The following is a 13585-nucleotide window of genomic DNA, read 5'->3' as shown; positions in this document are numbered from 1 at the left end:
TCGCGGGGCACCGGGCGGCCAATCAGTAGAAGCCACTTCTACGGCATGAACTTGACAGCCACACCCGATGCCCCTGGGCCTCCCGATCCTACGAGTGACCGGAATCAACCCATCAACAACGTAAGGAACTTGATTGCGGTGATGTAGGCGTCGTTTGCCTGACGGTCGACGTTGGCCTCTGGTAGCGCCTTCCGCGGCACCAGGCGTGGTCGCTTCGCCTTCCCAGGGCCACCATCGACCTGAGCTGAAGCGGATATGTGTCAAGGTCCGCACCAGGTTCAGGGCCGGTGTCTCTCCGGAGGGCGCGCACCCTTTGGTCGAGCAGTTGCGTGAGGCTGTGATCGACCAAGCTCGGCGTGCCGATGCCGATTGCCCCATGCGGAGGCGCGGATGATTCCTCACCTGGACGATGTCACGGTGGTCGCGGACCACCACTACAACAGCGCCGCCTTCGACGTGCTGCCAGCCGGCGCCCGCACGCCTGTGATGCGCGTGCACAAGGACCACGTGTTCACCTCCAGGCATCCCTAATCCGTCTTCGTCGGTCCTGAACTTGAGCAACTCGTCGGCTGGGTCACGCACTTCGAGGCCATGGGAGTCGACCGGGTCAAGCTCGGCACGGTCGAGCACCAGGAGAGCGCCGTGTTCTCCGAGCAGACGTGGACCTTTGCTCAGCACGGCCTGCCTCCGTTGACCGGCACGGTGCAGGGGATCAGCGGCAGACTGCGTTATGGCACTCCGCTCGGGATCTTGAACGTTGGCCGACTGCTGGATCCGGGGCTCGGGTATCGCATCGCCTTCCACGGTCCCGACAGCGCGGGCTTCGAGTTCGCCCGCCTGAAGGGCCTGGGTTCTCGTTACTCGCTGCGCATCCACGATGAGCGGATCAGCCCCATGCTCGCCCTCGCCGCGATCATCCGCTACAACCGGCGGATGGATCTGAACCCCAAGGCGGCGGCCATCGAGCACTTTCGCCTGCACAGCCTGGACTGACGCCGCTAGGCGGAGGCCAGGTCGGTGATGGCCAGTGCGCAGAAGGGCTTGATAGCCAGTGCTCTGACGAGCTTCTCCGCCTTGAAGCCTGAGCAGAGTACGTGCACTTGCGCTGTGCGGAACGGGTGCTTCGGTTGGTTTCGAGACTGTGGCAAAAGTGTGATGTGAAGCTGCTGACCCTCCGTCCTGGTGTCAGCGACGATGAGTAAAGTTAGGGCGAGTTGTCAGAGCCACACGGAAGGGGGACACCGTGGCTGGAGGTATGACGAGCGCTCAGGCCTCGGCTGAGCTGGAGACGCTCGGAAACTTCCGCTCCAGGGTCGATCAAGTGCTTCAGGACCTTGAAGCTGGCAAGGGGTCGGCGAAGAGCATCTCGGCTCAGATTCTGAGTGCAGGTCACCTCGGCACGGGGTTCGGGGAAGCGGATGCGCTGAACGCCCGTTACCAGGAGACGTACAACAAGCTGGTGCAGCTGTCGCAGACGCTGAGCAACATGATCGACGCCATCGTCATCAGTGTTCAGTGCGCTCAGGAGGGCTACCAGAACGTCGAGGCCACGCAGATCGCACTGCTGTGGAAGATCCACGACCAGGCAGCCGCTGCGGCTCAGCCGCCGGCGGTCACGACGACCGGTACCAACACGGGCACGACCGGTACAACGGGCAACAACGGCGGCGGAGCACACCATGCGCTCTGACGCGGCAGTCCCAGGCGCAGAGGGGAGCGCTCATCATGCGGGTTGAGGATCCAGGTGGCGGCTGGAGCGCGACAACGAACTTCGAGACCATGTCGCACCAGCAGCTGCACGACATGGTCGCCAATTCGGACCCAAGCAGCGTGCAGTCGATCGGCGACACACTCAGCACCGCCAGCACGCAGGTGTCGTCGGTGGCCGACGACCTCAACACCCATCTCTCCAAGCTGGAGTGGAGCGGCACGGCGGCGGCGGCATTCCAGACCTGGGCGCGTCAGGTCGTCCAGGCGGCGGACGACCTCTCGATCTTCCACAACAACGCGGGCCTGGCCGTCCAGACGGCCGGATCCACGCTGTCCTCCGTCAAGGCCGCGATGCCGCCGGTGCCGCAAAAGGAGATGGACCTGGTCGCGGCCTACAAGCGGCAGCAGTTGATCAGCGCGAGCCCTGGCCAGCTGCCCACGGTCGTCGGCGGCCGAGTCCAGCCACCGTCCGCTGTCAGCACGACGCCGCAAATCGGCGGCGGCATCACCCAGGCCCAGGCCTATGCCGCGCAGACTGCCGTGGACCAGGCGCATCAGGAAGCCATCACGCAGATGGAGCGCCTTGGCGGCGCGTACGTCGGCGCGACGCAGACGATGGACCTCAACGCGGAGCCGGTCTTCCCGCCGCCGCCAGCAAATGTGATGCCGCCTCAGGGAGGCGGTTACACCGACACGAACACGTACGTTCAGGGGCCGACCGGAGGCGGGACGACCACCACGAGGCGAGTCACTGGAACTGGCTCCGTGACGGGGACGACTTCTGTCACCAGCTCCACGAACAACGGCAACAACGGCGGCGGCCAGGTCGTCCGTCAGCCGACAGGACCCGGACGCGGCCCCGGCAGCACCCTTCAGGGGGCGAATCCGCCCACCACAGGATCCGGCACCGGCACCGTTCACACGCCCGGTGGCGGACCTACGGGTGGTTCTGGTGGCGGCGGTAAGTCCGGAGGTGGTGGCGTCATCACGCCGCCGCCCGGCACGGGCGGGACAGGACGGATCGGTGGAGGGTCGGGTACAGGGCGTCCTGGCTCGCCCGGCGGCTCCGGCGAGGGCGGCGGCAGCTTCGGCTCCGGCGGTGAGGGCGGCGGCTCGGCAGGTGAGTCCGGGATCAGCGGCGGCCTGAAGGGCGAGACCGGGATCTCCGGGGGCATGGCTGAGTCCGGACTCGGTGGCGGCGGTGGCAGCGTCGGTGGCGGAATCGGCGGGCGGGGCCTGGGTGGCTCGGTCGGCGGTTCGGTTGGTGGCTCGTCCGAGTCCGGAGTCGTCGGCGAGGGCGCCACAGGATCGACCACCGCGCGAGCCGGGTACTCGTCCGAAGGGAGCGGCACCGCTGCGGGTGGAGCTACGGCAGGCGAGTCGTCGACGTCCGGCGGAATGATGGGCGGCGGCGGAATGGGTGGTCTGGCCAACGCGGCGGGGCGTGGACGTAAGCGCGGAGGGCGGGCAGGCTATCTTGCCGAGGACGAGGAGACCTGGAACGCGGCCAAGGGACAGTCCAACCCGGCCGTGATCGAGTAGTCCTCCAACCGATCGCTCGGCGAAAGGGAGCAAGTCGATGGCACGGGGTTGGGTCGCTGCGCTGGCTGCAGCTGGCGCTTTGGCACTTGGGCTGAGCACAGCGGCCCAACCGGCGTTCGCTACGAGCATCAAGGCCCAGGAGTGGTGGCTCGGCCCTATGCAGGCAACCACCATGTGGCAGAAGACCACGGGATCCGGAATCACCGTCGCCTTGATCGACAGTGGCGTGCAGGCGGACCTTCCTGACCTCGTGGGCCAGGTTCTTCCGGGGAAGAATTTCTCGGCGCTGCCGGGTGGTGCTGATACAGACGTCGACAAAGATGGCCACGGCAGTCAGATGGCTTCGCTCATCGCTGGGACAGCGAAGAACGGCGGTGGCCAGGGCGCGCAAGGGTTGGCCCCCGGGGTCAAGATCTTGCCCCTCCGTGTCGTGGGGCAAGGCGACAATGAAGCGGCCTTCACGGCGAGCTATTCGTCGCAGCTCGCCGCTGCGATCAACTACGCGGCGGATTCCAACGCGCAAGTCATCAATCTTTCCCAGGGCCAGCCGGTGGACGCGCCTGCCGTCAAGGCTGCGGTCGCCTATGCCGAGTCGAAGGGGAAGTTGGTGGTTGCCGCGGTCGGCAACGACGGCGCTACAGGTAACCCCGTCAACTACCCTGCCGCGTACCCCGGGGTGCTGGGCGTCGCCTCGATCAATGAGCAAGCGCAGGTCACTCAGGATTCGGAGTACGGCCCGCAGGTGGCGATCACTGCTCCGGGCTCGAACATGTACGACGCCTGCCCAGGCCCGACTGGTTACTGCGAATCCAGCGGGACCAGTGACGCCACCGCGATCGTCTCTGCCTCAGCTGCGCTCGTGTGGTCCCTGCACCCCACCTGGACCGCAAACCAGGTCATGCGTGTGCTGATCAACACCGCTGACGGCAACGGGAAATGGGACCCGCACTTCGGCTGGGGCGTTGTCCGCCCCCGCGTCGCGCTGACCAATCCCGGCGACCCCGGACCGGCGGACGTGAACCCGCTGATCCCCGCATCCGCGTCCACCCCGCCCTCGGCCAAGCCGTCCGCGCCTGCCTCCGCCAAGCCCAGTAGCTCGCCCGTCTCGTCGAGCGGAAGCAGCAGCGGTGGGAGTAACACCGGCCTGTACATCGGCATCGGCGTGGCTGTGGTCGTGCTCGGAGGCGGTGGCGCCGCCTTCGCGCTGATGCGGCGTGGGAAGAAGGACGACCGGAACGGCCCGCCTCCGCCGCCTCCGGGCGCGGGACCGGGCGCGGGACCTGTCGGCTACGGTGGGTACCAGCCGCAGGCCCAGGCCCAGCCTCAGGGCCCGGTCGGCTACCCGCCCCAGGGCGCGCCCGACGCGCAGGCCCCCAACGCTCCGTACGGGAACCTTCCGAATCCCTACGGCAACAACCCGCGCCAGTGACGGCTTCCTGGCGGGGCGTCGGTTTGTTCGCGACTGTTCCTGTCGAGGCCGCCGTCGTAGGTCGAAGGCTGGGCCATGGATCACACCTGCGCCGCATTCTGCGGCGGGTGGGCTGTCGGCGCGTGCTTCGAACGGCTTGATTTCGCGAGGTGATCCTGGGCCGTAGAAATCTGATAATTCGATCGGTCGCCTGGACCTCCACAATAGGCTGGCAAATGCCAGGATCAATTCCGCTCCTCTGGGGAACCGCTGATGTGTAAGGGATGACAGCACATCGAGGGAGATCAGAATGGCCGGCATTGGATCGACGCTGCGACAAAGGATCGGTGGACAGCGGACTGCGAACGGCTCGTCCAGGTCGACGACGGACAGCGCGACGATCACTGACGATGGCGTTGATGTCACACTTCCTGTCGAGTCCTTCGATCTGATCGTTCGTGTTTCGATCTCCACGTTCCGGGAGAATGCTTCCTGGGTACGGAAGGCGTTCACGCAACGCGGTTGGCACTGCGAGTCGGACGCTACCGTCGGGCCCGAGGTATTGGGGCCCGCGGAGCAGGAGTTGGATTCCCACTGGCTGGTTGATGTACCCGTCCGGGGCTCCCGGGCGGGGGCGGAAAGCGAAGCGCTGCTGAGGGTCCAACGCGCAGTCAAGCCGTCGGGACGTCTGGTCGACATCCGCGGAGCTTGGGCCCTGAGCCCCAATGGAGTCAGCGCCTTCGACTACCGGGTCTACGAGTTGCCGCCTGCCGGGCGCTCCCGGATGATGCGGTTGATCACTGGGTGGGAGACATGGGCAGGCCTGCGGGACAACGGGGAGGTGCTTCACTCCTACTCCGACCAGCACGCGCTGCTTGAGGCACGTCGCCGGGCTCTCATGAGGAACGGGCCGGAACGGCCTGAGCGTTGGGGCGTGCGTCGCAGCGCGCTCTCGTCGAAGAACCTGCTCTACCCCCACAAGAGCCTCTATCGGATCCGTAAGTCCGAAGCCGATGTGGTCCGCCTGACTGCTGCCGCGTCGGTCGAGTTCCTGTGCGTCAGCGCTGCAGCTCCCTGGTGGCGCCACCATGCCCTGGGTGTAGTCGGCCTGTTGGCCTTTGCAGTGCTCTACTGCCTCCCGGTCATGCCGCTGGTGACCCTCACGTTTCCCGATTCGTCGCGCAACTCCAACATTCGGTTCGCATGTGCGGGATCTGCATTGGCCACCTTGTTGGGTGTGATGTTCGGACTCTCCGAACGTCAGGCGGGCCCGCGTTACACCCTGGTGATGGCTGGGTTCATGGTGGTCGGCTACGGCCTCTATCAACTCGTCCGCACGAGTTCGGTCGGCAAGGTCGTGCTCTGGGCCACACCCGTGCTGATCTCCCTGGCTCCACCGCTGGCGGAGCAGATCGGCAGACTGTCCAACTGGTCCTACCTGGGCCAGTTCGGGATGAGTCCGAACGACGTGGAGTTGTCGTCCTATGCACAGTTGCAGCCTGTGGGTCTGCCTCTTCTCGCCGGCGTCGGGGCGTGCCTGGTCACGGCCGCTGCCGTAGGACTCGCCAAGCGCTTCCATATCGACTTGGGCTGGCCGTTCCTGATCTTCTTCCTGGTTATCTACAGCCTGGTTGTTGTTGAGGTTGCGCTGAACGACGGGCAGCATGCGGGGGAGAAGGCGTTGCAACAAGCCACAGCCCAGCAGCTTCCGCACGACTACCACGGGATCGCCGCGGAAGCGGTGTGCGTCTACCCGATGACCGGTTCCCTGCCCATCCACGGGGCGCCGCTGCAACTGCGCACGCCGATGTTGACGTTCGACTCCCAGGCCGCGCAGGTTGCCCTCTGGAACCCGCGATCGTCCCAGGTGACTCGCGTTCTGGGCAATGAGGTCTCCTTGATCGCGACGCGCGGACTGGCCGGAGAATGTCCGATCAACCCGGGGGGCTCCTCCGCACGCTGAGGCTCGTTACCGGCACCTATGGCTGCAGGCGGGGGAAGGTCCATCCCCCGACAGCGCTGGCCATGTTCCCCAACCGGGCCGAGGTGGAACGGAGCCTCGGGCCCGCGCTGGGCCCTGGCGCTCGCGACTGGGGAAGAGGCCCCTCAGCGGTCGGTGCCGTAGATCATGTCGCGCTGGCCGATGCGAAGGACCCAGACGATCAGAACACCGTTCTCCACGGTGTAGAGGACCCGGCGGTCACCGACGCGGAGCCGGCGTACCGCCGGGTCGCCGACGAGGCTGGTGGTGCCGTAGCCGTAGGGATCCTTCTCCAGCTCGGTGAGCTTGCGGAGGATCACCATGGCCTGATCCTTGGGGATCTTGCGCAGATCCTCTTGTGCCCGAGGCTTGAACTCGGTGCGGTACTTGCCGTGTTGCTCGTCGCTCATTTGCGGGTCAGGGTCTCCGCCATCATCTCGGCGAGGCTCTTGCTGGGTCCGTCGTCCTTCATGGCCTCGCGGACCAGGCGCAGGTCTTCCTGCTCTTCCCAGATGCGGTACTGGCGCAGGAGCTCTATCGGGACCACGGCGGCCACCTCTTTGCCGTGTCGGGTGATGATGATCGATTCGTCGTGTGTGGCGCGATCGATCACCTCGCCGAAGTGGGCGCGTGCTTCGCGGATGGGCAGGGTGGCTGCAGCTTCCATGTGGCAAGCGTAGCAATGCTGCATTGTGTACACAACTGCGCTGGGTGGCGTGCTCGCCGTGACGCTGCGCGCATGCATAGCTACTCGCTCTGCCGGATTTCCTATCGGGGTCCCTGACCAGGTATGGTCTTCCTCGTTCGCCCCTATAGCTCAGTCGGTAGAGCGTCTCCATGGTAAGGAGAAGGTCTGCGGTTCGATTCCGCATGGGGGCTCTGCAAAGAAGGCCCGTGTCCCTATGGTGGACGCGGGCCTTCGGCGTTTCCGCAGCGGATGCGAAGGACTGTGGGGGCGCGCGGACCGGAAACGTCCGCCGATCCCCAGAATGAGCGCGATCGCGGGCTGCCGTATGGCGCTCCGTAGGCGGAATGCGCTGTGATGGTGCGTCACAAGACGGGCCTGGGGGAGGCGGAGGCGCTGTGGGTGTTCGGCTGGTGGTCGTCGACGACCACAGGTTGCTGGCCGAGGCGCTCGCGGCTGCGCTGCAACTGCGTGGGCACCGAGTGCTGGCCGTGGGGACGCCGACGAGCGTCGCCGCCGACCTGGTGGTGAACCGGAGGCCGGAGGCCTGTCTGCTCGGCGTCTCGCAGCCGGAGGATCCGGCCGCGTTCGACGTCGTGCGGCGGATCAGGCGGGAGCGGCCCGAGGTGGCTGTGGTCGTGATGGGCACGGTGGACCACCTGGCCGGCGTGGCTGCCGCCTTCGCCGCGGGCGCGGCCGGGTATGTGCGGCAGGACGAGCGGATCGACGTCGTGGAACGGGCGTTGAGTCGCGTCCGTGCGGGGGAGGCGGCGGTGTCGCCGGAGCTGCTCCGGGCGTCCTTCGACCAACTGCTGCGTCCTGCCGTCGAGTCGGACGACGAGGCGGTCCGGCTGCTGCGGCTGCTGACCCGGCGCGAGGCCGAGGTGCTGGCGCGGATCGCCGAGGGGCAGGACACGCAGCAGATCGCAGACAGCATGCAGATCGCGCCCAGCACGGCCCGTACGCACGTGCAGCGGGTCCTGGTGAAGCTGGGTGCGCGGACGCGTCTGGAGGCCGCTGCGGTGGCTGCCCGGACGGGGCTGCTGGAGCGGGTCGGTCGCGCCACGCGCTGAGCGGACACGACAAGCACTCTCCGCCCGACCTGCCCAACCCGCCGATTCCCCAGAGAGACCGTAACCAAACAGATCCGAACACACTCCCCGCCTCTCGCGACTCCCGCCGTCGCCTGCTGTTCACCGGCACGCCCTGCCTCGCCACCCCCTGTTGACTGCTGCGGGTTTATGTTTGAATATGTTCAACCGAACGCGCGGCGCAGCAGCAGTCAGCGGCAGTGGGGAGATCCCGGCAGTGAAGAAGACCAGCACGCGACTGGCCGACGGCCGTGAGTTGATCTACTACGACTCCCGCGACGACGTGTCCCGCACCGCGCAGGACCGGCGCCCGCTGCCGAGCACCGAGACGCTGTCCGAGCTGCGCTACGACCCCGTGCTCGACGAGTGGGTGGTCATCGCCGCGCACCGGCAGGGGCGGACGTACCACCCACCGGCGGACGAGTGCCCGCTCTGCCCGTCCCGCGACGGGCGGTTGAGCGAGATCCCGGACACGGACTACGAGGTCGCCGTCTTCGAGAACCGCTTTCCCTCGCTGGCCGCGCATCCGCACCCCGAAGACGTGAAGGCGCCCGCGCCGCACGTGATCCGGCCCGGCGCGGGCCGCTGCGAGGTGGTCTGCTTCACCTCCGACCACGACGCCTCGTTCGCCGATCTGACACCCGCTCAGGTGGGCACCGTGCTGGAGGCGTGGACCGACCGCACCGCCGAGCTCTCCGCCCTCCCCGGCGTCGAGCAGGTCTTCTGCTTCGAGAACCGCGGCGCCGAGATCGGCGTGACGCTGGCGCACCCGCACGGGCAGATCTACGGGTACCCGATCGTCACCCCGCGCACGGAGCGGATGATCGCCAGCGCGGCGGCGCACCGTCGCCGGACCGGGCGCAACCTCTTCGAGGACCAGCTCGACGCCGAACGCGCCGACGGGCGACGCGTCGTGCTGTCCGGCGAGCACTGGACGGCCTTCGTGCCGTTCGCCGCGCACTGGCCCTATGAGGTTCATCTGTATCCCAACCGGCGCGTGGCCGATCTGCGCGCCCTGAACGACGCCGAGCGCGCCGAGTTCGCGACGCTCTACCTCGACCTGCTGAATCGCTTCGATCTGCTCTTCGCGCCTGAAGAACCCGTCCCCACGCGGGAGTCGACCCGTCCGGACCGCCGGGCGGCCCGTCGCGCGAACCGCACCCCGTACATCGCCGCCTGGCACCAGGCGCCCGTCCGGCACACGTCCGGAAGCACGCCGGGGAACGGCGGCGAGCTCGCTCTCCATATGGAGCTGTTCACCATTCGTCGTACGGTGGGGAAGCTCAAGTTCCTCGCCGGGTCGGAATCCGGCATGGACGTGTTCATCAATGACGTCGCGCCGGAGGATGCCGCGCGACGCCTGCGGGAGGTCAAGCGATGAGTCAGTACCTGGTCACCGGCGGCGCCGGCTACGTCGGCGGTGTGGTCGCGGCCCACCTGCTGGAGGCCGGCCACCAGGTCGTGGTGCTGGACGACCTGTCCACCGGCTTCCGGGAGTCCGTCCCGGCCGGGGCCGAGTTCGTCCACGGCCGGATCCAGGACGCGGGTGAGGTGCTGGAGGGCGGGTCGTTCGACGGCGTGCTGCACTTCGCCGCCAGCTCGCAGGTGGGCGAGTCCGTCGCCGACCCGGAGAAGTACTGGCGCAACAACGTCGCCGGTTCGCTCGAACTGCTGGCGTCGATGCGCAAGACCGGCGTGCGCCGCCTGGTCTTCTCCTCCACCGCCGCCGTCTACGGCGAGCCGAAGAGCACGCCGATCGAGGAGACCGCGCCGACCGCGCCGACCAACCCGTACGGCGCGACCAAGCTGGCCATGGACCACATGATCACCAGCGAGGCCAACGCCCACGGGCTGGCCGCCGTCTCGCTGCGCTACTTCAACGTGGCCGGCGCGTACGGCAAGCAGGGCGAGCGGCACGACCCCGAGTCGCACCTGATCCCGCTGGTCATCCAGGCCGCGCTGGGCAAGCGCCCGCACATCTCCGTCTTCGGCGAGGACTACCCGACGCCGGACGGCACCTGCATCCGCGACTACATCCACGTCGCCGACCTGGCCGAGGCGCACCTGCTGGCCGTGGACGCGGCGCGTCCGGGCGAGCACCTGATCTGCAACCTCGGCAACGGCGAGGGCTTCTCGGTCCGCGAGGTCATCGAGGCGGTCCGCCGGGTGACGGGCCGTGAGATCCCGGCGGTCATGGCCGAGCGCCGTCCGGGCGACCCGGCTGTGCTGGTCGCCTCCGCGGCACGCGCCCACGAGACGCTGGGCTGGCGTCCGCGCCGCGCCGACCTGGACGGGATCGTCCGCGACGCGTGGAACTTCGCCCTCTCCCTCTCCGACGAAAAGGACCAGGTGAAGTAGTGACCCGACCGGACCAGGCCGTCGACGCCGCCACCCCGGCGAGCGCCGCCCCGGAAAGCGCCGCCTCGGCGAGCGTCACCTCGGTGAGCGCCACCTCGTACGCGGACGCCTTCGCGGCCCTCTACGGCCGCAGGCCCGAGGGCGTGTGGCAGGCGCCGGGGCGCGTGAACCTGATCGGTGAGCACACCGACTACAACGACGGTTTCGTGCTGCCGATGGCGCTGCCCAGCGCCGCGCGGATCGCGGTGGCGCGGCGCGACGACGACCTGGTCCGGGTCCACAGTGCGCAGGGCGACGGTGGTGTGACCGAGTTCACGATCGCCTCGCTGAAGCCGGGATCGGTCCCGGGCTGGGCCGCCTACCCGGCGGGCGCGCTGTGGGTGCTGCGCGAGGAGGGGCACCCGCTGCCCGGGTTCGACCTGCACCTCGACAGCGACGTGCCGTTCGGTGCGGGGCTGTCCTCCTCCGCCGCGTTGCAGTGCGCGGTGCTGCTGGCCTGCGACGAGCTGCTGGGTCTGGGCATCCCGCGCCCGACGCTGGCCCGGCTGGCACAGCGGGCGGAGAACGACTACGTGGGCGCGCCGGTGGGCGTGATGGACCAGACCGCGTCGCTCTGCTGCACCGAGGGTGCCGCGCTCTTCCTGGACACCCGGGACATGGCGCAGCGCCAGGTGCCGCTGGACCTGCTGGCGGCCGGGCTGCGGCTGTTGATCGTCGACACCCGCGTCGAGCACGGCCACGCCGACGGTGCCTACCGGAACCGCCGTGAGGGCTGCGAGCGCTCGGCCGCCCTGCTCGGCGTCCGTGCCCTGCGCGACGTCGACGCGGACAAGCTGGACGAGGCGTTGGCCCAGCTGCCGGACGAGGAGCTGCGCCGGCTGACCCGCCACGTCGTCACCGAGAACGCCCGGGTGCTGCGCGCGACCGAGCTGCTCACCGCGGGCGATTTCGCCGCGCTCGGACGGATCCTGACGGAAGGTCATGCCTCGCAGCGGGACGACTTCGCCATCTCCTGCCCGCAGTCCGACGCGGCGGTCGAACTGGCCCTGGCCGGTGGCGCGCTGGGGGCGCGGCAGACCGGCGGCGGCTTCGGCGGGTGCGTGATCGTGCTCACCGAGCCGGACCGGATCGAGACGATCGCGTCCACGATCAAGAGCCACTACGCTGCCCAGGGCTGGAACGCTCCGGCCTGCTTCACGGCGACGCCTGCGGCCGGTGCGCGTCGCCTGCTCTGACGTGCCTGTCTGAGTACAGACACATAAGCACCTCTTATGAGGTCATAAAGCCAAGCCGACTACTGTGACAGTCGGACGCGGGTGAGGCTCGCCTTACCCGCGTTTTGCTGCGTGCTGCCGCCCGTGCTCGCGCCCGTCCGAGGAAGGACCTCGCTGCCATGACACGCCCTCTCCGGGTCGCCATCGTCGGATCCGGCCCTGCCGGTATCTACGCCGCCGACGCGCTGCTCAAGTCCGACGCCGCGCAGGACCCCGGTGTGTCCATCGACATCTTCGAGCGGATGCCCGCGCCCTTCGGCCTGATCCGCTACGGCGTCGCGCCCGACCACCCCCGGATCAAGGGCATCATCACCGCGCTGCACCAGGTCCTCGACAAGCCGCAGATCCGCCTCTTCGGCAACGTCGACTACCCGAACGACCTCACTCTCGACGACCTGCACCAGTTCTACGACGCGGTCGTCTTCGCCACCGGCGCCAATGCCGACCGCGCGCTCGACATCCCGGGCGTCGACCTCGACGGCTCCTACGGCGCGGCCGACTTCGTCTTCTGGTACGACGGCCACCCCGACGTGCCGCGCACCTGGCCGCTGACGGCCCGCAAGGTCGCCGTCCTCGGCGTCGGCAACGTGGCGCTCGATGTGGCCCGCATCCTCGCCAAGACGGCGGACGAGCTGCTGCCCACCGAGATCCCGGACAACGTCTACCAGGGCCTCAAGCAGAACGAGGCCGTCGAGGTCCACGTCTTCGGCCGCCGCGGCCCGGCGCAAGCCAAGTTCAGCCCGATGGAGCTGCGCGAGCTGGACCACTCGCCCAACATCGAGGTCATCGTCGACCCCGAGGACATCGACTACGACGAGGGCTCCATCGCCACCCGTCGCGCCAACAAGCAGGCGGACATGGTGGCTTCGACGCTGGAGAAGTGGGCGATCCGCGACGTCGGCGACCGCCCGCACCGGCTGCACCTGCACCTGTTCGAGTCCCCGGTGGAGATCCTCGGCGAGGACGGCCAGGTCGTCGGCCTGCGCACCGAGCGCACGGAGCTGGACGGCACCGGCAACGTGCGGGGGACGGGCGTCTTCCGCGACTGGGACGTGCAGTCCGTCTACCGCGCGGTCGGCTACTACTCGGAGGAGCTGGCCAAGCTCCCCTTCGACGTCGAGTCCGGGACGGTCCCGCACGAGGCGGGCCGCGTCGAGCCCGCGACGTACGTGACCGGCTGGATCAAGCGCGGCCCGGTCGGCCTGATCGGCCACACCAAGGGCGACGCGAACGAGACCGTCGCCTCCCTCCTCGCCGACCACGCGGCGGGCCTCCTCCCGGCCCCGACGCAGCCGGAGCCCGAGGCGGTCGACGCGTTCCTCGCGGAGCGCGGCGTCCGCTACACCACCCGCGACGGGTGGTACCGCCTGGACGCGCACGAGCGGGCTCTCGGCGAGCCACAGGGACGCGAGCGCGTGAAGGTCGTCCCGCGCGAGGGGATGCTGGACGCCTCCGGCGCCTGACCTTTGCTGCCGCAGGTAGTTGCACTACCTGGGGCGCGGGGCTACCGATATGCGGCGGAGCCGCATATCGGTA

Annotated in this window: 13 protein-coding genes and 1 tRNA gene; 12 read left to right on the top strand and 2 right to left on the bottom strand. The window is 68.4% G+C overall.

What is annotated here, in order from left to right:
* Positions 1-390: 390 nt before the first annotated feature.
* From I2501_RS38590 to I2501_RS38565, 6 genes are all read left to right on the top strand, one after another.
* Positions 391-531 carry a hypothetical protein gene (locus tag I2501_RS38590; RefSeq protein ID WP_196198754.1) on the top strand — a complete coding sequence of 47 codons (141 nt, stop codon included), beginning with the start codon at positions 391-393 and terminating at the stop codon, positions 529-531.
* Between the two features lie 60 nt (positions 532-591).
* A complete protein-coding gene (locus I2501_RS38585; RefSeq protein WP_196198753.1) occupies positions 592-993 on the top strand; it encodes a hypothetical protein in 402 nt (133 codons plus the stop codon).
* Between the two features lie 262 nt (positions 994-1255).
* Entirely contained in the window at positions 1256-1690 is a 435-nt protein-coding gene (locus I2501_RS38580; protein ID WP_196198752.1) for a hypothetical protein, read from the top strand.
* 35 nt (positions 1691-1725) lie between these two features.
* Complete coding sequence (locus tag I2501_RS38575) at positions 1726-3252, top strand: WXG100 family type VII secretion target (protein ID WP_196198751.1); 1527 nt, start codon at positions 1726-1728, stop codon at positions 3250-3252.
* A gap of 157 nt (positions 3253-3409) precedes the next feature.
* Positions 3410-4681 (top strand): type VII secretion-associated serine protease mycosin, encoded by a 1272-nt coding sequence (gene mycP / locus I2501_RS38570; RefSeq protein WP_196198750.1) that lies wholly within the window; start codon positions 3410-3412, stop codon positions 4679-4681.
* Between the two features lie 289 nt (positions 4682-4970).
* The gene (locus tag I2501_RS38565; protein WP_196198749.1) at positions 4971-6623 is read left to right on the top strand and encodes a hypothetical protein; all 1653 of its coding nucleotides are present in this window, start codon (positions 4971-4973) and stop codon (positions 6621-6623) included.
* A gap of 143 nt (positions 6624-6766) precedes the next feature.
* Here the strand turns inward: I2501_RS38565 and I2501_RS38560 are convergent, their stop codons facing one another.
* Together I2501_RS38560 and I2501_RS38555 are read right to left on the bottom strand one after the other, a co-directional pair.
* Positions 6767-7051: a type II toxin-antitoxin system RelE family toxin gene (locus tag I2501_RS38560; RefSeq protein WP_196198748.1), complete on the bottom strand. Its 285-nt coding sequence runs from the start codon at positions 7049-7051 to the stop codon at positions 6767-6769.
* Positions 7048-7308: a type II toxin-antitoxin system Phd/YefM family antitoxin gene (locus I2501_RS38555; protein ID WP_196198747.1), complete on the bottom strand. Its 261-nt coding sequence runs from the start codon at positions 7306-7308 to the stop codon at positions 7048-7050. Before I2501_RS38555 ends, I2501_RS38560 begins: the two co-directional genes overlap by 4 nt.
* 139 nt (positions 7309-7447) lie before the next feature.
* Between I2501_RS38555 and I2501_RS38550 the strand changes: the two genes are divergently transcribed.
* The 6 genes from I2501_RS38550 to I2501_RS38525 all read left to right on the top strand — a co-directional run bounded on the left by I2501_RS38550 (position 7448) and on the right by I2501_RS38525 (position 13512).
* A tRNA-Thr gene (locus I2501_RS38550) sits at positions 7448-7520 on the top strand.
* A 204-nt stretch (positions 7521-7724) separates the two neighbouring features.
* Complete coding sequence (locus I2501_RS38545) at positions 7725-8399, top strand: response regulator transcription factor (protein ID WP_196198746.1); 675 nt, start codon at positions 7725-7727, stop codon at positions 8397-8399.
* Between the two features lie 235 nt (positions 8400-8634).
* Complete coding sequence (gene galT / locus I2501_RS38540) at positions 8635-9798, top strand: galactose-1-phosphate uridylyltransferase (protein ID WP_196198745.1); 1164 nt, start codon at positions 8635-8637, stop codon at positions 9796-9798.
* Positions 9795-10775, top strand: a complete 981-nt coding sequence (gene galE / locus I2501_RS38535; protein WP_196198744.1) for a UDP-glucose 4-epimerase GalE — start codon at positions 9795-9797, stop codon at positions 10773-10775. Before galT ends, galE begins: the two co-directional genes overlap by 4 nt.
* Positions 10776-10858: 83 nt before the next feature.
* Positions 10859-12010, top strand: a complete 1152-nt coding sequence (gene galK / locus I2501_RS38530; protein WP_196198755.1) for a galactokinase — start codon at positions 10859-10861, stop codon at positions 12008-12010.
* 158 nt (positions 12011-12168) lie between these two features.
* A complete protein-coding gene (locus tag I2501_RS38525; RefSeq protein WP_196198743.1) occupies positions 12169-13512 on the top strand; it encodes an FAD-dependent oxidoreductase in 1344 nt (447 codons plus the stop codon).
* The last annotated feature ends 73 nt before the right edge of the window (positions 13513-13585 follow it).

It is taken from the genome of Streptacidiphilus fuscans (assembly GCF_015690355.1).
Classification (GTDB): domain Bacteria; phylum Actinomycetota; class Actinomycetes; order Streptomycetales; family Streptomycetaceae; genus Streptacidiphilus; species Streptacidiphilus fuscans.
This window is presented reverse-complemented; position numbering and strand designations above follow the sequence as displayed.